Source organism: Streptomyces ochraceiscleroticus, from assembly GCF_000720485.1.
Lineage (GTDB): Bacteria > Actinomycetota > Actinomycetes > Streptomycetales > Streptomycetaceae > Streptomyces > Streptomyces ochraceiscleroticus.
In genome coordinates this window covers 1-21,123 of sequence record NZ_JOAX01000028.1, presented here as the reverse complement: position 1 = coordinate 21,123, position 21,123 = coordinate 1, and the positions used below count along the sequence as shown (strand labels likewise).

The 21,123-nt window shown below is 66.6% G+C and carries 13 protein-coding genes; 9 read left to right on the top strand and 4 right to left on the bottom strand.

Annotation, left to right across the window (positions count from 1 at the left end):
- Nucleotides 1-58: 58 nt before the first annotated feature.
- Entirely contained in the window at nucleotides 59-2,794 is a 2,736-nt protein-coding gene (locus IG84_RS38290; protein WP_169749907.1) for an ATP-binding protein, read from the bottom strand.
- Between the two features lie 859 nt (nucleotides 2,795-3,653).
- Here IG84_RS38290 and IG84_RS0129745 point away from each other — a divergent pair.
- The 8 genes from IG84_RS0129745 to IG84_RS0129710 all read left to right on the top strand — a co-directional run bounded on the left by IG84_RS0129745 (nucleotide 3,654) and on the right by IG84_RS0129710 (nucleotide 15,473).
- Nucleotides 3,654-4,202, top strand: coding sequence for a hypothetical protein (locus IG84_RS0129745; protein ID WP_051862584.1), 549 nt, complete (start codon nucleotides 3,654-3,656; stop codon nucleotides 4,200-4,202).
- Nucleotides 4,203-4,206: 4 nt separating this feature from the next.
- Entirely contained in the window at nucleotides 4,207-4,428 is a 222-nt protein-coding gene (locus tag IG84_RS40140; protein ID WP_078649531.1) for a hypothetical protein, read from the top strand.
- 667 nt (nucleotides 4,429-5,095) lie between these two features.
- A complete protein-coding gene (locus tag IG84_RS0129735) occupies nucleotides 5,096-6,415 on the top strand; it encodes a lysine N(6)-hydroxylase/L-ornithine N(5)-oxygenase family protein (RefSeq protein ID WP_063761866.1) in 1,320 nt (439 codons plus the stop codon).
- Between the two features lie 13 nt (nucleotides 6,416-6,428).
- On the top strand, nucleotides 6,429-7,811 hold the full coding sequence (locus IG84_RS0129730) for an aspartate aminotransferase family protein (protein WP_031063719.1): 1,383 nt from the start codon (nucleotides 6,429-6,431) through the stop codon (nucleotides 7,809-7,811).
- Nucleotides 7,808-8,686, top strand: coding sequence for a homoserine O-acetyltransferase/O-succinyltransferase family protein (locus IG84_RS0129725; protein ID WP_157848959.1), 879 nt, complete (start codon nucleotides 7,808-7,810; stop codon nucleotides 8,684-8,686). Before IG84_RS0129730 ends, IG84_RS0129725 begins: the two co-directional genes overlap by 4 nt.
- Complete coding sequence (locus IG84_RS0129720; protein ID WP_157848958.1) at nucleotides 8,683-10,014, top strand: aspartate kinase; 1,332 nt, start codon at nucleotides 8,683-8,685, stop codon at nucleotides 10,012-10,014. The genes IG84_RS0129725 and IG84_RS0129720 overlap by 4 nt, the downstream gene beginning before the upstream one ends.
- Nucleotides 10,007-11,353: an MFS transporter gene (locus IG84_RS0129715; protein ID WP_078649526.1), complete on the top strand. Its 1,347-nt coding sequence runs from the start codon at nucleotides 10,007-10,009 to the stop codon at nucleotides 11,351-11,353. The genes IG84_RS0129720 and IG84_RS0129715 overlap by 8 nt, the downstream gene beginning before the upstream one ends.
- Nucleotides 11,343-15,473 (top strand): non-ribosomal peptide synthetase, encoded by a 4,131-nt coding sequence (locus IG84_RS0129710; protein WP_051862576.1) that lies wholly within the window; start codon nucleotides 11,343-11,345, stop codon nucleotides 15,471-15,473. Before IG84_RS0129715 ends, IG84_RS0129710 begins: the two co-directional genes overlap by 11 nt.
- Before the next feature lie 1,321 nt (nucleotides 15,474-16,794).
- Here IG84_RS0129710 and IG84_RS41290 read toward each other — a convergent pair.
- From IG84_RS41290 to IG84_RS38285, 3 genes are all read right to left on the bottom strand, one after another.
- Nucleotides 16,795-16,932: a hypothetical protein gene (locus IG84_RS41290; RefSeq protein WP_157848957.1), complete on the bottom strand. Its 138-nt coding sequence runs from the start codon at nucleotides 16,930-16,932 to the stop codon at nucleotides 16,795-16,797.
- Between the two features lie 85 nt (nucleotides 16,933-17,017).
- Nucleotides 17,018-17,521 carry a hypothetical protein gene (locus tag IG84_RS42835; protein WP_342668474.1) on the bottom strand — a complete coding sequence of 168 codons (504 nt, stop codon included), beginning with the start codon at nucleotides 17,519-17,521 and terminating at the stop codon, nucleotides 17,018-17,020.
- A complete protein-coding gene (locus IG84_RS38285) occupies nucleotides 17,451-18,725 on the bottom strand; it encodes a pentapeptide repeat-containing protein (RefSeq protein WP_342668473.1) in 1,275 nt (424 codons plus the stop codon). The genes IG84_RS42835 and IG84_RS38285 overlap by 71 nt, the downstream gene beginning before the upstream one ends.
- Nucleotides 18,726-19,471: 746 nt before the next feature.
- On the opposite strand from IG84_RS38285, the gene IG84_RS0129685 reads away from it, so the two are divergent.
- On the top strand, nucleotides 19,472-20,422 hold the full coding sequence (locus IG84_RS0129685; protein WP_031063703.1) for a hypothetical protein: 951 nt from the start codon (nucleotides 19,472-19,474) through the stop codon (nucleotides 20,420-20,422).
- Nucleotides 20,423-21,123: the final 701 nt, after the last annotated feature.

The window sequence follows — 21,123 nt, the reverse complement described above, 5'->3', positions numbered from 1 at the left end:
GGCCCACCGCCTCGCCCGACTCTGCCGAACCCTGCAACGACGCCGACACGGTGGGGTTTTACCAGCGCCAGGCGATCCGGGTGACGGGGTCCGGGGCGTAGCAGCAGTACGTTCCTGTCCGTACGCTGCGCTCCAGATGCCGCCCCAGTACCGGGTCCTGCCCGGCGATCCGCTTCACCGCCGACTTCAAAGCCTTGGTCACGTTCAGCCGAGCCCGCTCACTGTCGGACGCGGCCTTGCGGTCGCGACCGCCGAGCCCGACGGCGCCAACGAGCTGATCGGTCACAGCATCAATCTCGGTCCGGGCGCGCTCGGCCCGACCGGTGTCGTGCCACTGTTCGGCCTCTTCGAGTTCTTCGGCAAGCTCCCGAAGCCGACGGCGGTATTCCGCCTTGGCCCGGGCGTCCAGAACCGGGCCGGCATCACCCGGACCGGGGTGCAATCGGTCCTCCACGCCGACAGGGGATGCCGCAGGGCCGCGGCGGTGCCCCACCGCGTCGGCAGTAACCAGGTCGAGGGCCAGGAACTCCCGCTCCGGCTCTCTGAGCAGCCGGGCCAAATAGCTCAACCCCACCGTGTGCTTCAGATGGAAGGCTTGGCCGCCGCGGGTGATGGCCCAGTACTCGCCTTCCTTCCGGAGCATGGCCTGCTCCGGTGCCGGTGCGGGCTCTTTGCCGGCATCGGCCACGGCTGGGGAGGAAGGTGATTCGGGCAGAGGGATACCGAGCTCCTCCGAGGCGGCCAGCACGGCTGCTTCGAGTGACCATCGCCGACCGTGCTCGTATGCCATGTCGAAGCGCTGGGGCCCGACGGCCGCCCGTCCTTCAGCGATACCAGCTGCTCGCCATTCTTCGAGAAAAGACAGCGACGCAACCCCACACTCCTTCCGGACTTTCTCCGATGTCCCCAAGAGGGCCGCAGCCTGCTCCCAGCGTCTGCTGGCTCCGGCCAGCAGACCGGTGACCTGGAAGACCTCGGCCAACCCCCAACGCGCATTGAGTACCCGGAAACGGCGCAGTGCCTCACCGGTACGGGTACGGGCTTCCTCGATATCACCGAGGCCCCAAGCAGCGCCCCCAAGATGGAGTGCGGCCCATGCGACACTCTTTGGTTCACCGACTTCGCGAAGCAGCCTGAACGCAGTGTTTCCGTGGCTGCTGGCCTGTGCGAAGGCGCCGCGGGCGGATTCCACAGTGGCCAAAAATATATAGGACCAGCCCACCAGCCACGAATCCCCCGATTTCCCGGCCGCATCCAGCGAATCCCTCAGGATTCCCACTGCACCGTCAAGGTCCCCGTCTAAAAGAGCGCCGAATCCGAGGTAGTGCAAGGAGTGGGCCAGTCCTTGCAGATCACCGTCCCGCTGCGCCAGGCGTGCGGCCTCGACGCAGGCTCGCCTCGCGCGGTAGACGTCTCCTTGGCCCAACGCGAGGAGTCCCAGCCCATACAGTGCCCGCACTCGCCCCCTGGCAGAGGCGCCGGAGTCTGCATCCAGGGCCCGCTCCAGCCAGACGCGTCCTTCTGTGTAGTGGCCGTGCACATCCCAGAAGGACCCCAGAGCACCAGCCAATCGCATTGCGCCACCGACGTCGGAAGATGCCAGGAGCCACTCAAGTGCAGCCCTGAGATCGTCGTGCTCGGCCTCCAAGCGATCCAGCCACACTGCTTGTTGCGGGCCTCGTAAACATTCCCATGCCTGTTCGGCGAGATCCAGAAAATACGTGGCGTGCTGCGCGGACAGTGCCTCGCCCCCTCCCTGCCACCGCAGCCGTTCAAGTCCGTAGGCTCGCAGGGTCTCCAGCAGCCGGTAGCGTGGTGAGTCGTTCACCGAGGCGACCGTCACCAGTGACTTGTCGACCAGCCTCAGAAGCAGATCCCCGAAGTCCGCTGTGCCGTCCTGTTCGGTGGCCACGGCCTCGGCGGCCTCCATCGTGAAAGCGCCCGCGAACACCGCGAGCCGCTCGAACAGCACCTGCTCGGGCTCGCTGAGCAGGTCATAGCTCCACTCGACCACACTGTGCAAGGTCCGATGGTGAGGTAGGGGATCTCGGCTTTCCAGCGCCAGTAGGCGGAAGCGGTCATCCAGCCGCCGCCTGATCTGCTCGGCCCCAAGGGCGTTGATTCGGGCCGCGGCGAGCTCGATGGCCAGCGGCAGTCCGTCCAGCCTCCGGCAGATCTCGGCCACCGCCGCAGCGTTCGACACTGTGAGCTGGAAGCCGGGATCGACCGCCGCGGCCCGGTCCAGGAACAGGCGCACCGCGTCGAAATCCGTGACGCTGGCCTCGGCGATACGTTCTGGGGGAGTGCCGAGCCCGGAGACCGGCCAGAGGGTTTCCCCCGGAATGCCGAGGCGCTCCCTGCTCGTAGTCAGCACGCGGAGATGACGACAGGCCGCCAAGAGCGGAAGTACGAGCTGCGCGACCGGTTCCAGGAGATGTTCGCAGCTGTCCAGGAGGAGCAGCATGTCGGCCTCGTGGAGCGACTCCGTCAAGACCGCCGGGAGCGCTCTCCCGGCCTGCTCCGGCACATCGAGGACCCCCGCGACGGTGTGGGCAACCAAAAGCGGCTCGGCCAGCCCCGCCAGTTCGACGAGCCATACCCCGTCCCGGTGGCGGGTCTTCCTGGTCGCGGCCACCTCGAGGGCGAGGCGGCTCTTGCCGGCCCCGCCAGCGCCGGTCAGCGTGACCAACCGGGTCCGCTCCAAACGGGCGCACACCTCAGAGGCTTCCCGTCGACGGCCGACGAAAGTCGTCAGCGGTACGGGGAGGTTGTTCGCTTCCCCGGCTACCACCATCTCCGACGCTCCAACCGAGCGGTAGGGCGCGGTGCACTTAGCGTCAGCATAAGTCCGGGCAAGACCCGGGACAACCAAGTCCGGCATTCCTCTCACCATCGCCGGTGGCCGCGACCGCAAAACCGCAGCGGACTGCCGGAATGCGGCCAAGCCTCTGAAAAAGACAGTTACACCAATTGTCAGTCAGAACCGTGTGCTTGTGCCTCGTCCGTACACGCAGTCTCTACAAGCACAGAACAACAAACACCATGCCTTACTGACGCTACGCCCCGAACCACCTCAGGCGGATCGCCGAGTCGGGGGTGAATCACGCGGTGCCGTCCCATTCCACGGTGTTCCCTCCCTGTGCACGCCCTGGAACCGGTACGACACCCGACCCCAGACAAGACAGGATCCACCATGACCGACCCGACCGATCTGCTGACAGCTGCCCGGGCGGAGGCGTTGTTCTGCAGCGACCTGCCGACAGGTTCCTTGCCAACAAGGCCTCAGATCGCTGCAGCCGTTGCACAGACCATCCGCCTGCATGGAACCACTCACGCCTGCGCTGTCACCCTTGCCGGTGCCTACGGCGAGTGCCCGGAGACTGCCGTAGCCCGCATGCGCTGGGCTCTGGACCAGGTCCGCACCCTCTACCCCCGGCCATTGACATTGCCCCGGCAGGGAGCACGGCGCCCTCTGTCCCACCATGGCTGACCTCTGGAGATGCTCTGCCATGCCTGACGTATCAGTGTCTCGTGTCTCTGAGGTGCCGCTCGTGAAGGAAACATGCCGGTGTTCAGCAGCCGCACGCCGCCGCCCCGGTACCCCGCGGACCCCCGGGGCACCGGGGCCGCAGCCGCGGGATGGCGGCACCCAGATGTGCCAGCCGTGCCGCCGCGCCCTCAGGGAGTGCCTGCGGGAGCTGCCAGGACTGTACGAGGAGTGCGCGCGCAGCCTGGCGGAGCACTCCACCGCCTATCTGTCGCCCCGTGTCTCGGGCAGCCGACGGATCGGTATCGCATTGAACGACGCCGCCATGACCGTGCGCGACAACATTCTGGGCGTGCTCGCTACCTGGGCCGCCATGGTCGTTGACGAGCGCGGTCTGCACGCCCGCCCCGCAAGGACCGCCAGCGAGCTGAGCCGTTTCCTGGTGACCCACCTTGACTGGCTCAGCGCCCATGCCGCAGCGGCAGACCTGGCCAAGGAGATCACCGAACTGGTCCGCGCTGCACGGCACGTCCTCGAAGAACTGCCGCCCGCACCCCGCCGGCTGGGCAACTGCGTGGAACCAGGGTGCAGCGGAGTCATCACCATTGCTCTGGGGTATGCGCAGGGGCAGCGCCGTCGGCCTGTGGAATGCGCTGCCGGGCACACCTGGCAGATGCACGAGTGGGTGCAGCTCAGCCGACGCCTTGGGGGGTGAGCCCGTGACCGTGTCCCCGCGACTGCGCCGGGTGCCCACCCGCCTGGCGGCCCAGGCTCTGGGAATTCCCGAAGCGACGATTCGGCAATGGGCGAAGCGGGGGAAGGTGACGCGTTACGGCACGCCCACCCGCGCCATGTACGACCTCGCCGAGCTGATGACGATCGTGGACGAGCCGCCAAACGAGACCGAGCGCAGTGCAGGCAGCCGCAACGGGCTGGGCTGACGTTCCGTATCCAGGCGCGGCGCGGCCGCATGCCACTGGGCAGACGCTCGCCACGCAGGTATCGCCGTGAAGCCAGCCGATTTCTGCGTATGCATGCATGTGACGTAGGTCACGGCATGTCGGAGTGGACGAGCCGCCTGCTATGTGTCACGCTTTCCCGCGTACCAGTGTGTCCAAAATCGCCTGGCTACACCTCGCAGTACCCCGGTGCGCCACCCGGTAGGTCCCTGCGCTCCTGGTTTCCACGCGCGCAAGCGGCCCGGGTCTTGTTCGACCCTTCCACAAGTGACGGCAAGCGGTCGGGTGCCCGATATGGGGATCACTCAACTGCAGGCGAAACCACAGTAATTCTATCCACATCAGCCGCTGACCTGCCAATGACGGGTCGGCGGCTGATGTGTTGGCGCGCCATCAGGTGCGTATCGGCCTCCTGTCGATCGGCGAGCGTGCCCGGACGCTTGCTATCGCAGCGTGCAGTCTAGATCGCAATCAGATTCCCGCAGCGTGATCCCGCGCCCTCTGGCAGGAGCAGTCGACGGTGCGGAGACACCGCAGGAACAACGCAGCAATTCCTAAAAGGCGATGGTGGGGTGAGCGGTGCCGGCCGACTTGTGCATGAGATCGGCCGGCACCGCTCACCCCACTCGGTCAGAAAGGAAAATATCGCATGTTGGATGTGCTCGGTGTGGGATTCGGGCCAGCAAATATCGCGCTCGCGGTTGCACTTGACGAGCTGTGGCCCAGTTCTCGTGTGAAGTTTCTCGAGAAATCGAAGAATGCATGCTGGCAGCCTTCAATGCTGCTGGACGGAGCAGATATCCAGAACCACCCCGTACGGGACCTGGTCACACCACGCAACCCTCGTAGCCGCTACACCTTCATCAACTACTTGCACGAGCACGGCAGGCTGTTCAGGTATCTAAACATGCCGGCCCCCTTTCCCCTGCGCAAGGAATACGCCCAGTACGTCCAGTGGGTTGCCGAGCATGTACCGGCTGATGTCGAATACGCCCGCGAGGTCGTCGGAATCCGTGAGGTCGGCGAGGGAGGCCGGCACAAGGTGATCGAGGCGCGGACCAGCGACGGTAGCGCGTTCCGTGCCAGGGCAGTTGTTGTTGCGCCCGGCCGCACCCCCAACATCCCGCCGACCTTCGCGCATCTGGGCGTTCCGCACGTCGTGCACACGTCGGAGTACATCCCGGGAGTCGGTGATCTGGGCAGCGACTACACAGGGACCATCGCTGTGGTCGGCTCCAGTCAGAGTTCCGCCGAGGTGGTGCTGGACCTGATCGCAAGGCTGCCCCAAGCGAACATCGTGAATGTGATGTCGGGTTACGGCTACCGACTCAAGGACACCAGCCCGTTCTCGGAGGAAGTGTACTTCCCGGAATTCACCTCCTACTACTACCGGGCTTCAGCCAAGGGCAAGGACCGTCTGCGCAGCCAACTGCGCCCGACCAACTATTCCTCCGCCGACCGCGACGTCATCGACGCTCTCTACATGCGGCTCTATGAGGACGAGCTCGACGGACGCACCCGGCTGAGCATACGCACCAACCGCCGGATCGACCGCACCGACCTGGCCGACGAGCGCATCACCCTGGAAATGACGGAACGGATCACCGGGGAACACGACCTGCTCGTCGCCGACCGGGTGATCCTAGCCACCGGCTATCGCGACCTGGGGGTGCACGAACGGCACGAACAACTGCCGCCGCTGCTCGCCGACCTCGCCGGCATCCTGCGGGTCGACGACCAGACGGGCCTGTCCGTCGGGTTCGACTACCGCGTCGAGGCCGACTCCAGCGCCCGCGGTGTGCCGCCGATCTACATCAACGGCCTGTGCGAGACCACGCACGGTCTCGGCGACGCGGGCTCGTTCAGCCTGCTCGCCCTGCGCTCACAGACGATCGTACAGAGCCTGCGCCGCAGCCTCGCCGAGCACGTCAATGCCGAAGCACCTTCCGATGTCTTCACCACGCGCTGAGGAGGAACCACGAATGACTACGGTGGACGCGGCCGGCCGCCCCATTGAGCAGGATCTGTCCCTGCCCGGCCCCAAGGGCCAAGCCCTGCTTGCCAGTCAGGAAAACAACGAGTCCAGCGCGCGCACCTACCCGCGCAAGCTGCCGGTGGCGATCGCCGAGGCTTCCGGCTCCCGTATCACCGACATGGACGGCCGGGTCTACATCGATTTTCTGTCCGGAGCGGGCGTGCTCGCTCTCGGGCATAACCATCCCGAGCTGACCGCCGCCGTGCGGAACCAGTTGACCAGGCTCACCCACGGTCTGGATTTCCCGACCCCGGCCCGGGAGGAGTTCAAGCGCAGGCAGCTCGGCATGCTCCCGGCCGACTTGCGGGACGACATGAAGATCCACTTCTGTGGGCCCACGGGCGGCGACGGGGTGGAAGCGGCGATCAAGCTGTGCAAAAAGGCCACCGGACGCGGCGGTGTGATCGCGTTTCAGGGTTCCTACCACGGCTCCACCCAGGGCGCCATGTCGCTGACTTCGGAGAACCATCCCAAGGAAGGGCTGCACAATCTCCTGCCGGGCGTGCATTTCGCGCCCTTCTCCTATTGTCACCGGTGCCCGCTGAGCCTGGCACCGGACAGCTGCGAAACGAGGTGCGCGCAGCTGCTGGTGAATACCCTGCGGGACACACACGGCGGGGTGCCGAAGCCCGCGGGCATCGTCATGGAGCTTGTGCAGGGGGAAGGGGGTGTCATCCCAGCTCGGGCCGAGTTCGTCCGTGCGATAGCGGCCGAGGCCAAAGCACTCGACATACCGCTGATCATCGACGAGGTGCAGACCGGGTGCGGCCGTACCGGAACCTGGTTTGCGTTCGAGCAGTACGGTATCGAGCCCGACGTGATTGTCGCGTCAAAGGGCCTGTCCGGGCTCGGTCTGCCGGTATCCGTCATCATGTACCGCCAGAAACTGGATACGTGGGGGCCTGGCGCTCATATCGGCACTTTCCGCGGCAACAACCTGGCTTTTGCCAGCGGCGTTGTATTCCTCGACGTACTGGAGCGCGAGAACCTGCTGGCAAACGTCCAGACCATGGGCGCGCGTCTGGTCACCGAACTGCGGGCTATGCAGGAGGCCTCGGCGCTGATCGGCGATGTCCGCGGACTCGGGCTGATGATCGGCATCGAGATGCGTGGGCACGGAGGGTTCTCCTCCTCCGAGGTGGCGCTCCGGCTGCAGCGCGCCGTGCTGCGCCGCGGGCTGATCCTGGAAACGGGTGGGCGTGAGGATTGCGTGGTGCGCATGTTGCCGCCGCTGAACCTGCCCCGGCGCACTGCCGACGCCGCGCTCGCCATTGTCGCTGACGGTCTGCGGTCGGTCGAGGAAGAGCTGGACGGGGAGAGGGAGCGGTGACCACCGCAGTGAGCCGGGCGCATGCCCGGCCGCCCGGGTTGGAGCGGCCGCCGCGCGTGGGCGTCATGAACCTGATGCCCTGCGCTGAAGAGTTCGAAGGAATGCTTCTGCCGCAGTTCGGGGCGGCAAAGCCATTCGAACCCGTGTGGATCAAGACGCCCGGACGCCGCTACGCCAACGATGACTGGGCCAGGATCGACAACCGCTACGTGCTGCTCCGGGACGCGGGTGAGCTCGACGCGCTCGTGGTCACCGGGGCCGCGGTGGAACATCTTCCCTTCGACCAGGTCCGGTTCATGGGAGAGGTGGCAAATACCGTGCGGCACGCGGTGCTGCGCGGAATTCCCGTCCTTGGGCTGTGCTGGGGGGCGCTGGCAGTGGGCTACGTCGTCCTCGGGCTGTCCCACCAGGTGCTCCCCCAGAAAGTCTCCGGGGTGTACGAGACCGATCTCCTGGTTGCCCCCCACGCGATCGGCAAGGGACTCGACGACCGCTTCTGGACGGCGCACAGCCGATTCGCGGGATTCGACGAGTCCACCGTGGATGCGGCGGTCGCGGCCGGCCGCGTACGCGTGCTCGGTCGTGCGCCGTCGCCAGTGGGCACGGTGATCGCTGAGTCATGCGATCACCGTGTCCTCATGCACATCGGTCATCCGGAGTACGGCGCCTCCCGGCTGGTGCACGAGTACCGCCGGGATATCGCGATGGGCCTGGCCGACGTACAGCCACCGGCCAACGTGGACCTGGACCGCCCGGTCTGCCGATGGCGCAGCCACAGTCGCATGTTCTTCGCCAACTGGATCGAGCTCGTCTATTCCACCGCACTCGCAAAGACATCCCATCCCGCAGCACAGAAAGGCAGGTGGGAGCAGTGACTGCCGTACCGGACACCAGGATTCCCTCCGGCTCGGTCCAGCCAGCACCGTTCCCGGTGGGCCATCTCCCGGTCGCAACCGGCTCCGAGGCCGGGCGTGGACGGCGGGTCGTGTGGAAGTTCGGCGGTACCTCTATCGGTGACGCGGACCGGCTGCGCGCGGTTGCCACGCGGCTCATCGCTGCCCGGCGACAGGGGCTGCAGGTCGTGGCCGTGCTCTCTGCGAAGGGAGGGGCTACCGACGACCTGGTCAGTCTTGCCCACAAGGTGTCGCCCAAGCCCCACCCACGAGAGCTCGATGCCCTGCTGGCAGTGGGCGAGTCTACGTCGTGCGCGCTCGCCGCGATCGCGATCCACGAGCTCGGCGAGCGGGCGGTGTCGCTGACAGGCCCTCAGGCGGGCATATACACCGATGACTCGCACGGCAACGCCCGCCTTCAGCGGGTCAGTCCCGAGCGTGTCGTCGAAGCCCTGGAGCAGGACATGATCGTCCTGGTGACCGGTTTCCAGGGGGTGTCGGCCAACGGTGACATCACCACGCTGGGCCGCGGCGGCTCCGATGCCTCGGCGGTTGCCTTAGCCTCGGCCCTCGGCCTGCGCGAGTGCGACATCTTCACCGACGTGCCGGGGGTGTTCACTGCCGACCCGAGGGTGGTGCCCGGCGCGCAGAAGCTGGACTCCTTGAGCCACTACGAGATGCTCCAGCTTGCCGACGCCGGGGCCAGGGTGCTGCAGACCCGTGCTGTCGAGCTCGCCGCGGCGCATGACATCGACATCCACGTGCGGTCCAGCTTCACCTGCGATGCCGGCACGAGGGTGCACAGAGGAAAACCGATGCTGGAGGAGGCCCGCGTCTGCGGGGTGGCACACCTGCACCACGACCCGCTCTACACCGTCACCGGCGTGTCTTCGGCCGCGGTTTCCGCGGCCCTGGCACGGCGAGACATGGCGATCGGCTCGATCATCTGCTGTGAGGGCGAGGTGCAGTTCACCGCTCCGGGCACCACGCCTGTGCGGCTGGTCGCCGCGCTCGGCGCAATGGACGCCGGTGTCGCCGTGCGTGACGAGCTGGGCAGCGTGAGCGTCGTCAGCATGACGGGCGGCAATCAGCCGGGGACCATCACCACTGCGCTGTCCGCGCTCGAACGCAGCGGCATCACCGTCCACCTAGTCGCGTGCACGCCGAACCGGGTGTCCTGCCACGTGCCCGCGACCGACGTGGACCGCGCGGCGCAGGCGCTACACGACGCCTTCGGACTGCACGAGCTCGCTGGCGCCATTGCCACCGGCGGCGTGCCGACCGCACAGGAGAAGCCGAGTCATGCGTGACGCGACAGCCACCACAGACCGCGGCGGGTTGCCGCGCGGCGGAAGCGACGGAGTGCTGTACAACCGGGACTTCGTGAAGTTCTGGAGCGGGGAGACGGTGTCCCTGATCGGCGCACAGGTCAGCGAGCTCGCCATGATGCTCGTCGCCGTGGTGACACTGCGGGCAAGCGCGTTCCAGATCGGACTGATCACCGTCGCGCGGTTCACGCCCTACGTCATGCTGTCGCTGTTCGCGGGCGTGTGGTTCGATCGGCATCGGCGCAAGTCGGCGCTGATTTCCAGCAACCTTGGGCGGGCGGCGCTTATCGCTGTCGTGCCGCTGGCCGCGACAGCCGGGCTGCTGTCGATGGAGCTGCTCTATGTGGTCGCTCTGCTCTTCGGCGTGCTGACCGTCCTGTTCGATGTGGGCTCGCTGTCCTACCTACCCGGCCTGGTCGACCGGCGCCACCTCACCGAGGCGAACAGCAAGATACAGATCAGCTACTCGATCGCGGGTATTGGGGGGCCTGGGCTGGCCGGGCTGCTCGTAGGCGTTCTCACAGCGCCGGTCACGCTGTCCGTCACCGTCGCCTCGTACCTGTTCGCGGCCGTCACCTTGGTCCTTATTCGAACACGTGAGCCCGAGCCCCAGACGCCGGCCCGACGGACCTCGGTGCCTGCTTCCATCGGTGAGGGCCTGCGCGCGGTGTTCGGCAATCGCATCCTGCGCAACCTTGCCACCCAGTCCGCCACGTTCAACCTGTTCGAAAACGTCGTCACCACATTGTTCGCGGTCTACGCGGTCCGGCAGATGGGGCTGACCGCGTCCCAGCTCGGCTTCGTCATCAGTGCGGGCGCGGTCGGCGCGCTGCTCGGTGCGGCGCTCGCACCCCGTGTCACTCGGCTCGCCGGACTAGGCCGCACGCTGCGCCTGACCACGCTCGTCGCCTGCACCGCGCCGGTCCTGCTGCTGATTCCCGGCGGGCCCCGGCCCGTGTCGTTGGTGGTACTCGCCGCCGGTCTAGGCATCCATGGTCTGACGCTGGCGATGTTCAACGTCAACGCGCTCACCTTGCGCCAGACCGTCACACCGCGCGGCGTGCTGGGCCGGATGAACGCCGGCTTCCGCCTGCTGCTGTTCGGCACCATCCCGCTCGGCGCGCTGCTCGGCGGCGGCCTCAGCACCGTATTCGGCCTGCGCGCCGGGCTCGTGATCGGTGTCGCCGGACTCGCTCTGCCGATTGCCTGGCTGGCGTTCTCCCCGGTTTTCGCACTGACCACCATGCCCGAAGGCCCGTGGCCGGACGGCAATTCCGTACGAAACGAACCGAAGGATGGGAACACCGACAATGCTCTCTGATTCTCAGCGCACGTCACTCGTCGCACACCTGCGCAAGGGCCGGGCGGACGCCCCGGCCATCACCCGGCGACCGGACGGGATCGAGCGCATCCCCCTGTCATACGGCCAGCAGCAACTGTGGTTCATCGATCAGCTCGCTCCCGGACTGCCGACCTACAACATCGCCGGCGCGCTGTGGCTCACCGGCCCGCTCGATACCGACGCTCTGGGCCGGGCCGTCGACGCGCTCGTCGAGCGGCATGAGGTGCTGCGCACCCGGCTGGTGGCCGTGGACGGCCGACCGTCCCAGATAATCGACCCTCCCACGCGCCGGGCCCCGGCCCTGCGTGACCTGACCGGGCTGCCCCCGCACGAGCGCGAGGCCGCGCTGCGCCGGCTGTCGGCCGAGGAGGCCGGGCGGCCCTTCGTACTCGATACGGGGCCGCTATTTCGGACCACCCTGGTACGCGTAGCCGAGGACCGCCACGCTCTGCTGGTGGTCGTGCACCACACTGTCTTCGACGGCTGGTCCTTCGGAGTGCTCACCAAGGAACTCCTCGCGTTGTACGAGGCGGCCATGACCGGCCGCACGCCCGGCCTGCCTGAGCTGCCCGTCCAATTCGCCGACTACGCACTGTGGGAGCAGCAGCGGCTGCAGGGCCCGGTGCTGGACGCCCTGGTCGGCTACTGGCAGGAGAAGTTGGCCGGGGCACCCAGCCTGCACCTGCTCACCGACCGGCCGCGTCCGGCCGTGCAGACGTATGACGGCGGCGTGGAGACGGTCACGTTGGACATCGCACTGCTGGAAGGCATCAAGGCGATTGGCCGCAGTGAGGGAATGACGCTGTTCGTCACGCTGCTGACCGCGTTCCAGGTGCTGCTGCACCGTCTCACCGGCCAGGACGACATAGTGGTGGGCACAGTCAGCGCCAACCGCGGCCACGCCGAACTCACACCGCTCATCGGCTATCTGGTCAACACGCTGGCGGTCCGCTCCGACCTGTCCGGCGATCCGACCTTCCTTGAGTTGCTGGAGCGGGTGCGCACCACGATTGTGGACGCATACGCTCACCAGGACCTGCCGTTTGCCCAGCTGGTCGACGCGCTGCGCGTCCACCGCGACCCGAGCCGGCACCCGGTCTTCCAGGTCGGCTTCAACCTGGCCGACGACTACGACAGCGAGCTGCAAGTTGCGGGCCTGACCGTGCGGCAGGAGGAACTGGAGAGTGCCTCGGCCAAGTTCGACCTACTGCTGTCCGCGGTGGAACACGCCGATGGGCTGAGTATCCGCGCGTCCTACGCCTCGGCGCTGTTCGACGGCGCCACCGTGCGCCGGCTGCTCGGTCATTTCCAGACCCTGCTGGAGGGGGTTCTCGCGGATCCGAAGCGGTCGCTGTCCCGGCTGCCTCTGTCGTCCGCGGCTGAGCGCTCGCGGGAGATCGCCGAGTGGAACCAGACCGCCGCAGCGTATCCGTCGCGGTGCCTGCACGAGCGGTTCGAGGAGCAGGTCGAGGCGACGCCGGAGGACATGGCCGTGGAACTCGCTGGCCAGGGACTGACCTACGCGCAGCTCAATGCGCGAGCGAACCAGGTCGCGCGGTGCCTGCGCGGGCTCGGGGCCGGTCCGGAGGTCGTTGTCGGCGTGTGCATGCAACGCTCGGTGGACCGCGTTGTGGCGCTGCTGGGGATCCTCAAGGCCGGCAGTGCCTACGTCTCGCTCGACCCCGAGTACCCACCCGACCGGCTTGCGTTCATGTTGCAGGATGCGCACCTGTCGATCGTGGTCGCCGACGAGCAGAGCCACGCTTCGGTGCCCGCCGCAGCCGAGCACATCGTCTCGCTCGACCGGGATTGCGGACACCTGCCCACGCTGGACAGCAGCAACCCCGGCTACCCGAGCGATCCGGCCGACGCCGCCTACGTGATCTATACCTCCGGTTCAACGGGACGGCCCAAAGGCGTGGTCGTCGAGCACCGCCAGGTCGTCAATTTCGCCACCGGCGAGATCAAGCACTGGCCGCTGAAACCGGACGACCGGGTGCTGCAATTTGCGTCGCTGAACTTCGATGTGTCTGTGCTGGACATGTTTGGCGCGCTGCTGTCCGGCGCGACACTGGTCCTGGGGCGTAGTGAGACGCTGCTGTCCCCGCCGCGGCTCGCCCGTCTGATCCGCGACGAGCGCATCACCTTCATGTGCCTGCCGCCGGCCGTATTGAACCTGCTGGCCGACGAGCCGTTCCCCAACCTGCGCGTGGTCATCGCTGGCGGTGAGGTGCTCTCTGCCGCGCTGGTACGCAAGTGGGCGCGACCGGGCCTGCGGTTCATCAACGGCTACGGCCCCACCGAGACCACCGTCGGCGCCACCATGTTTGAGTGCACCGACAGCGGAACCGACGCGCCACCGATCGGCCGCCCGCTGCCGAACTACACTGCATACGTGCTCGACAGCTGGCTGGAGCCGATGCCGGTCGGCGTCGCGGGCGAGCTGCACATCGGCGGCGCGGGGGTGGCCCGCGGCTACCTGAACCGGCCGGAGCTGACAGCGGAGAAATTCGTCCCCAATCCGTTCTGCAACGTGCCCGGTACCCGTTTGTACAAGACCGGTGACCTGGCCCGCCGGATGGCCGACGGCAACATCCAGTTCCTCGGCCGACTGGACGACCAGGTGAAGATCCGTGGCCTGCGGGTGGAACTGGGGGAGATCGAGGCGGTGCTGGCGCAGCACCCGGACGTGCGGCAAGCGGCGGTCGTGGTCCACGAGGACCCGGCTGGGCAGCAGCAGTTGGTCGCCTACGCTGCATTGGACCCGGACCGCACCCCACCGACGCCCGCTGACCTGCGAGTGCATATGACGGACCGGCTGCCGGGTTTCATGGTGCCGCAGTATGTGCTGACGCTGGATGTCTTCCCGCTGACCACCAACGGGAAAATCGACCGGGGCAGGCTGCCCGCACCGCAGACCGCGGACAACCGAGCGGCTTACGCGGCGCCACGCACCATCGTCGAGGCGGTGCTGGCGACCACGTTCGGCACGCTGCTGAATCTGGAGCAAGTCGGTGTCGACGACAGTTTCTTCGACCTCGGCGGCAACTCCCTCCAGGCCATGCAACTGATCACCAGCTTGCGCAAGGACCTGGCGGTCGACACCGACGTCACCACGATCTTCCTGGCACCGACTGTGGCGCGGCTTGCCGCGGTACTGCGCGACCGGCACAGCCTCGACGACGTCCCGCTGGACGAGGCCCTGCTCGACGAGCCCACCGAGCCCACCGTGGTCCCCCCACCGGTGAAGACGGGCCCGGCACACTCCGCTCCCAACGGAGGATCCCTGATCCAACTGTCCGACGGACCGGCCAGCACACCGCTGTACATGATCCACCCCGTTAGTGGCACCGTCTACGCCTACGCGCCGCTGGCCCACGAGCTCAAGGACACCTACCAGGTGTGGGGCATCGAGGCCGCAGGACTGCGACCGAACACAAGCCCAGCCGTCTCGCTCACAGCCATGGTCTCCCGCTACGTCGAAGAGATCCGCACCATACAGCCGCATGGTCCCTACCGGCTGGCGGGATGGTCACTGGGCGGACTGATAGCCCTGCACATCGCGCAATGGCTGCAAGAGCTCGATGAACAGGTTGCGTTCGTGACGCTGTTGGACACCCCGTTCAGCGTCCACGAGGAGGTCACCCACACCGACGCCGAGCTTGCCGCCCTCTACGTCGCCGATGCCGCCCACACGCTTGGCCCGGACGCAGGACGCGCCCCCGATCCGGAGTCGTCCACCGCGGCCGAACAGCTGCGGTGGCTGGCCGACCGGCTGGCGTCCGGAGCTAACAGCGCCGAGGCCGTCGCCGACATCGAGCGCCGGTTCCAGGTATACAAGGCGCACCTGCGGCTGATCGCCGGTAATGTACCGCCCCCGGTGGACGTGGCCACGGCCGTCATCGGCGCCAGGAACTCTACCCACAACGCTGCCCAGTGGGCTCGCGTTCTCCCGAGCCTCATCCGCTCGGTCCGCGTGCCGGGCGACCACTACTCATTCTTGCGCCCTCCAGCCGTACACGAGGTGGCAGCCACCCTGAGGACCCTGAACACGGCCGCCGACAATACCCCCGCTGACGGCGATCCGCTCCCCACCTGACCGGTCCCCAACACCCTGGCCACCGAACCAATGCTGCGACCACATGGGCGCCAGCGGATCGACCGCAGAGTTTCACAACATGGAGGGTTAAGCCGGAGTTCTCCTCCACCTTTCGCACTCACCGTTCCGACCTCTGGACGGTGAGTGCCATACGGCAGTCAAAGCGCGACGTTGGTGAAGGGCCGGAGCTGGCTGGGGTGCTGGCCGCCTACCTGAACACCAACGCCCCCACCGATCTCACCATGACAGGCCGGGCCTTTCTCGACCGACACGCACATCGTCCTCCTGGACGTGGTCTTCTTGTAGCTCCCCGGCCTGTGGAGATGTGGCGTCGACTTCCTCTCCACCGCGGAGAGGCACACCCTTAGTCACGGCAGGGGCCCTCTGGCCGCTCAGGCAAGCGTGGGTCCATGCCGTGGCTGGAGCCTTTGTGCATCTTCAGCCGCAGTCGCTCCACCTTCGCCCGGGCCGGGCCGCAGCGATCTGTCGCTCGCTCGGTCCTCGCCACCGCTGTGCGGCTGTCCGCACTGTCGGCATAGGCATGCCTCCCGCGCAGGAAGCTCTTGCCCGCATCGGGTGCAGTCTTCCGGCGCGGGCTGTAGCAGGGCGGTAAGCGCTCCTTCCGCCCGTGCGTGCTCGGCAGTGACGTTGCTCAGCTTGCTTTCGTCGGCTTCCGCCTGCCGGGCCGTCTTTTTCCACTGCTGGCCGGCGGCCTTGTGCAACGCGACCAGCCGACCGTGTTCCTCAGGCCCTCCGACACCCGCAGTCAGCGCTCCGCCGCCTGGTGCTCGCGCTGCTTGTGCTCGTGCTCGGCGCGAACGCTGTCCGGGTTGACCAGCGCGCCGGTGTTGCGCAACTTCTTGAACTGGGTCAGGGCAGAACGAACAGCCCGGTGACGGGACTCGGCCTCGGAGGCGTTCTTCTCCAGGCACCAGGTCCTCGTTCCACAGACCTAGGACGACCCCTCCAGCGTCAGGGCGTCGGGTCCTTGGCGCCGCCGAGGAACTCCGAGGCGATGGTGTTCTGCCGCAGTGCCACCACGGTGCTGTAGAGCTCATCCAGTCCCACCCGCGCCGTTCCCCGGGACGCAGTCGGCACTCCGAGCAACTCCTGGATGAAGGTTCCTGCCGTGGTCTCTCCGGCCCTGCCCGGGTAGACCGGAAACGAGCGCCCCGGCCCGCTGCAGTCATCGAGGTTCTTCAGCTCCACCCGCGTCCGCGCATCCGATCCGCTGCGGGTGGCCTGCCAGCGGTGCCTGCGACCCGGAAGACCAAACGGACCTGCTGGCAGCCGCGCACTTCTGGCATAAGCGTCGCCTTCGTCAGCTCAAGGGATACAGCAGAGCTTCGATGGCGGTCGACTTCCCCGACTTCGAATGCCCCACCAGGAACGTCACCAGGCCCGTGAAAAGGCGGACGTGCCAGGCACCGCCCCGCAGGAACTCGAACTTCTCGATCACAAACGACGGCCCGTCAGGGCTTGTCGAAGAGGGGCTCCTGATCGAAGGCGACCTACCTTGGTGACCACTACTGCAAGGGCGGCGATCAGCGTTTGACCCGGCTGCGCACAGCGAGGACGGCCAAGCCCAGCAGAACCGGCTCGGTGAGGCGGGAGGCCATCTCGATGTAGGTGCCGGTGGTGGTGAGGTCCTGGCCGGAGGAGCGGAACACCACCGAGTTGATCACCACGCGTAGGGACTTCTCGAACCGCTCGGTCGACAGACGCTCGCGCCATGGTCCGCTCGGATTGACCGGGGTGGCAGCGTCGTCGACCAGGGCGAGGTCGGGTCCGGCCCAGTGACCGATGAACTGCGGTTTCGGAGTCTCGGCGGGCAGCCCCCACAGCATCAGCGCCGCGATGGTGACGGTGAGGGCCCCGAGCAGCCACCCCAGCGCGCGCAGAGCGCGCAGACCGTAGCCCGACAGTGCCCAGTAGGCGGTCAGCAGAGCGCGTTCAGCCAGGGAGGTGCCGTCCTTGTCATGGCGGCGCATCTCGCACTCGCCGTAGTAGAAGTCGGCCGCCCCCGGCTCGTTCTTGCCGTCCTCCAAGGACTTGCGCAGCTGCCGATACAGCGCGGCTAGCGCCGGCGGCCTCAAGGGAGCGGTATCTTCCGACGAAGGAGTCCAGCCCCGGCCGGGGGAGCGGCCGACCCGGGCCCGCCAATGGTGCTCCTCCACCAGCGTGCGCCGCGCACTGTGCCGCCGCAGGCGGCCGCGCGACCGGGGCACACCGGCGAAAGTGCACCAGCCATCCACCCGGAGCTGGTCCAGATGCACCGTCCCCCCGAACCGGCAGACTGCTCAGATCCACATCAGTGAGAACGAGATGGGAGGCATCAAGACCACTCAACGTGGCTATGCGCACCCCCGGATCCCGGCCGGCCAACGCCGACTCATCCACCACGCCCGCGCGTTGATGGCCGACGAACGCATCCGCGCGGGAAGAGATCTTCAGCGGGCTCTCCGTTGCCGCGTCCTCTAAGTCCACCGTGGCATAGCGCAAACGCATCGTCGCCGCGGAAGCCCACCGAGTCTGCCGACACACCACTCGGGCCGCAGCCGCTTCAATGATCACCGGCGTCGCGAAGACGGCCCGGGTCAAGACCACAGCCTGCGGGGTGACCAGGGGACCGAGCTGCGTCTCTGCCTCGAACACCGCCGAGTCGAACAGGACGTCCTCACGGAAGGACATCCCATCCAGCCAGGCCAGATCACGGAAGGTCGTCTCAGCGAACCATGCTTCCTCGGCAAAGGTCGTTCTGGCGAAGAATGTCCTCCCGTTAAAGGACGTACCGTCGAACCAGACCGGGCCCTTGAAGACTGCTTCGCTGAACATCGCCCTGCTGGCGAACGTGGTCTCAGCGAACCAGGCACGGGACTCGAAAACCGCCCCGAGAAACCAGGCGTCCGTACAGAATTCGGCCTTGCCGAACCCGGCCGGACCGGTGAACAGCGCGTAGCTGAACTCGGCGGACCCGATGCGCGGCTGTCCACTGCCGGGGTCGCGCAAGACATCCAGGAGCTCATTGAGCAGCGCCTCAGAGAAGGCGGTGCCGCGGTGGTCGATGTCAGCACCGGGGGCCAGCCCAGCCAGATAGGAGGCCCGGTCATCCACGGGCAGATGGGCCAGACACGCGGACTGACCGGGGACCTGGATGCCCCGGCAACCAACCGGATCGTCGGCGGTGATGCCGTGGCCGCAGTGCGGCCACCGCGGTAGGACCAAGGACGAGGCGAGGCTGGCTGACGTCATACCCCAAGGATCACCGGACAGACTCGCCGCCGTGTCCTGCACGGCAAGAACATTTCGAATATTCCACATCCTGCGCCACGCTCGGACCGAATCACTGCGACGAGCTTTCAGTACCCCAGTACCCAAAACAGGCCCCACGACCACCAGGACTGCATCCACTCACGCCGCGCAAAGCCGCGAACCAGTAGGACCGCTCAACCCCGGATTCAGACGCTACCTCCCAGCCACCTCAGCTTCCCGACCACTGAGCACACCCCCAGGCCACCACCCCCTGAAAACCTCCCGAGTATTCACCACAACCGACGACCCAACCACGGTTTGCTTCCTCACCAGTCTCTTCTTCTTTCGAATCAAAGACGCCAGAGCGCACGACCACCTATGAAACGAAGATTCCCGGCAGCCCAGTCCACCGCCTCATCACCAGCCGCGGACCTACCGAGCCCCACCAACGAAAGCCGCTCCACCAACACCAGACTCACCTCACCACGCCGCAAAGCTCCGCCGTCCACGCCGTGGGCACCGTCCGCGCGACGCACGACTACACCGCTACGGGCAACCCCGAACCCTACGCGACCACACCCAGACCTGCTACGACACCGAGCCGGCCAAAACTACACAACCCACTCCGCCCCGCCAGCTTCGACCTCACCCTAGCCCTGAAAACCACCCCACAGCCCAGCGCACCGCCGCAGGCAATCACTACCGAACCCCAAGCACTCCGCCCCCCTGCGATAACGAGAACCGCAATGAGCCTGTCATCCCACCTCGCAGACAAACACTCACCCCTACGCAAATTCCTCACCGACGAACTCCCCAACGTCTCCGCCCTACGCGCCGCCTACCGCCAAGCCCGCCCTACCGCCCCCGTCATCCTGCCGCAACAAACCGATGGCACCCGGCCCCCCTGGCACACCATCGGCGCAGCCATCGACCACCGCATACGCCTGTCCCTACAGGCCACCGTCCTACGCAATCGCTCCGTCGGCTACGGAATTCAACTCGCCGGCAGGTACTCGCCCACTCTGTACAACACCGGCACGGCCCTCCTGGACGAACTCCAGCACCAAGCCACCATCCAGCAGCTTGACGACCGCACCCGCCCCGTCCACCGCACCCAACAAACCGAAGACCACCTGGCCCGACTCTGCTACGCCGCCGCCCTCTTCGAAGAGGTCTACCGCAGCGGACGCCTATGGCCCAGCACACCCCTGGCCCACAACCCCAACAGCCTCACCCTCCAGAAACTACTCAACGCAGTCCCCGACAATGCAGCCACCGACCTTGCGCTGCTCACCACCCGCGCGGACACCGGACTCGCCGAAGTCCGGCGCCGCACCCAACCCACCGACATTGTCCTAGCCCCCACCTTCACCGGAAGCACCGACGCCGACGGCGCAGACGCAGACTGGATCGCAAAAGATCTACTCATCGACGTCAAAGCCACCAAAGACCCCGACGCCCTCCCCGCCGTCACCGTCTACCAACTGGTCGGCTACCTGCTACTCGACTACAAGGACAACTACCGCATCAATGAGGCTGGCTGGTACCACGCCCGCACCGGCACACTCGTCTCCTGGCCCCTCAACACATTCCTCACTCTTCTCAACGCTCGACGATCACTTTCCCAGCTACGCAGCCTGACGCAGGCCCTTCTCATCTCCTCAGGCACACCGCCAGAACAGACGGAAACAACCTGACACTCCGCACCTACAACGACAGATGCAGAGACACACATCACGAACACGGTTCCCAACTGAAGCCCTCAAATCCACTTTGCAACAACACACTTCTTCCCGCGCACAGTGCGACCCCCACTCACACGGCGGCCATGAGAAGCTCCTCGACCAAGCTGCTCATGGCCGCCGTTCCGTAGCATGCAGAATGTCTCAGCACGCCAGAAACCTCTTCCCTGACAGGGAGCAAAAGCTATCGGGAAAACCACTCAACACAGGTGACAGGAAAGCCACTTGGTAATGCTGGCTCAGTCTATGAAACTTTTCCCCCACAGCCACCGAAGCGAGGAGTCCGCAACAATGCATCACTGAACCACGAAGAGCATGAAAGCCAGCATGAGCCACCGAACGCTAGCAACAAACTTAGGGAGCGATTGCAACGCATAGCTCCAACAATGCATGCAACACCAAAAGAAACTGACGATGCGTTAGCTAAGTCTGGGCTTGCCTCGTACCAGTCGCCCCAAATCGAACTGAAGCGCGAAAGCGGAGTTTCGAGCCGAGCGGCCCCCTTGTAGGTGCTGACGGAGTCGCGGAGCGACTCCGTTTTTTGCTCGGATCGCGGAGCGAACTGAGCTTCCGGCCCGGCGGGCCGGTATCGTCGGCGCGGAGCGTCGACGATCATCCGGCGCGTAGCGCCGGCGCGTCGTGTCTGCGGAGTAGAC

Excerpts from the sequence above, each read along its gene's own strand:
- IG84_RS38290 (WP_169749907.1), bottom strand. The coding sequence starts at position 2,794 with ATGGTGGTAGCCGGGGAAGCGAACAACCTCCCCGTACCGCTGACGACT.
- IG84_RS0129745 (WP_051862584.1), top strand. The coding sequence starts at position 3,654 with ATGTGCCAGCCGTGCCGCCGCGCCCTCAGGGAGTGCCTGCGGGAGCTG.
- IG84_RS0129735 (WP_063761866.1), top strand. The coding sequence starts at position 5,096 with ATGTTGGATGTGCTCGGTGTGGGATTCGGGCCAGCAAATATCGCGCTC.
- IG84_RS0129730 (WP_031063719.1), top strand. The coding sequence starts at position 6,429 with ATGACTACGGTGGACGCGGCCGGCCGCCCCATTGAGCAGGATCTGTCC.
- IG84_RS0129715 (WP_078649526.1), top strand. The coding sequence starts at position 10,007 with ATGCGTGACGCGACAGCCACCACAGACCGCGGCGGGTTGCCGCGCGGC.
- IG84_RS0129710 (WP_051862576.1), top strand. The coding sequence starts at position 11,343 with ATGCTCTCTGATTCTCAGCGCACGTCACTCGTCGCACACCTGCGCAAG.
- IG84_RS38285 (WP_342668473.1), bottom strand. The coding sequence starts at position 18,725 with ATGACGTCAGCCAGCCTCGCCTCGTCCTTGGTCCTACCGCGGTGGCCG.
- IG84_RS0129685 (WP_031063703.1), top strand. The coding sequence starts at position 19,472 with ATGAGCCTGTCATCCCACCTCGCAGACAAACACTCACCCCTACGCAAA.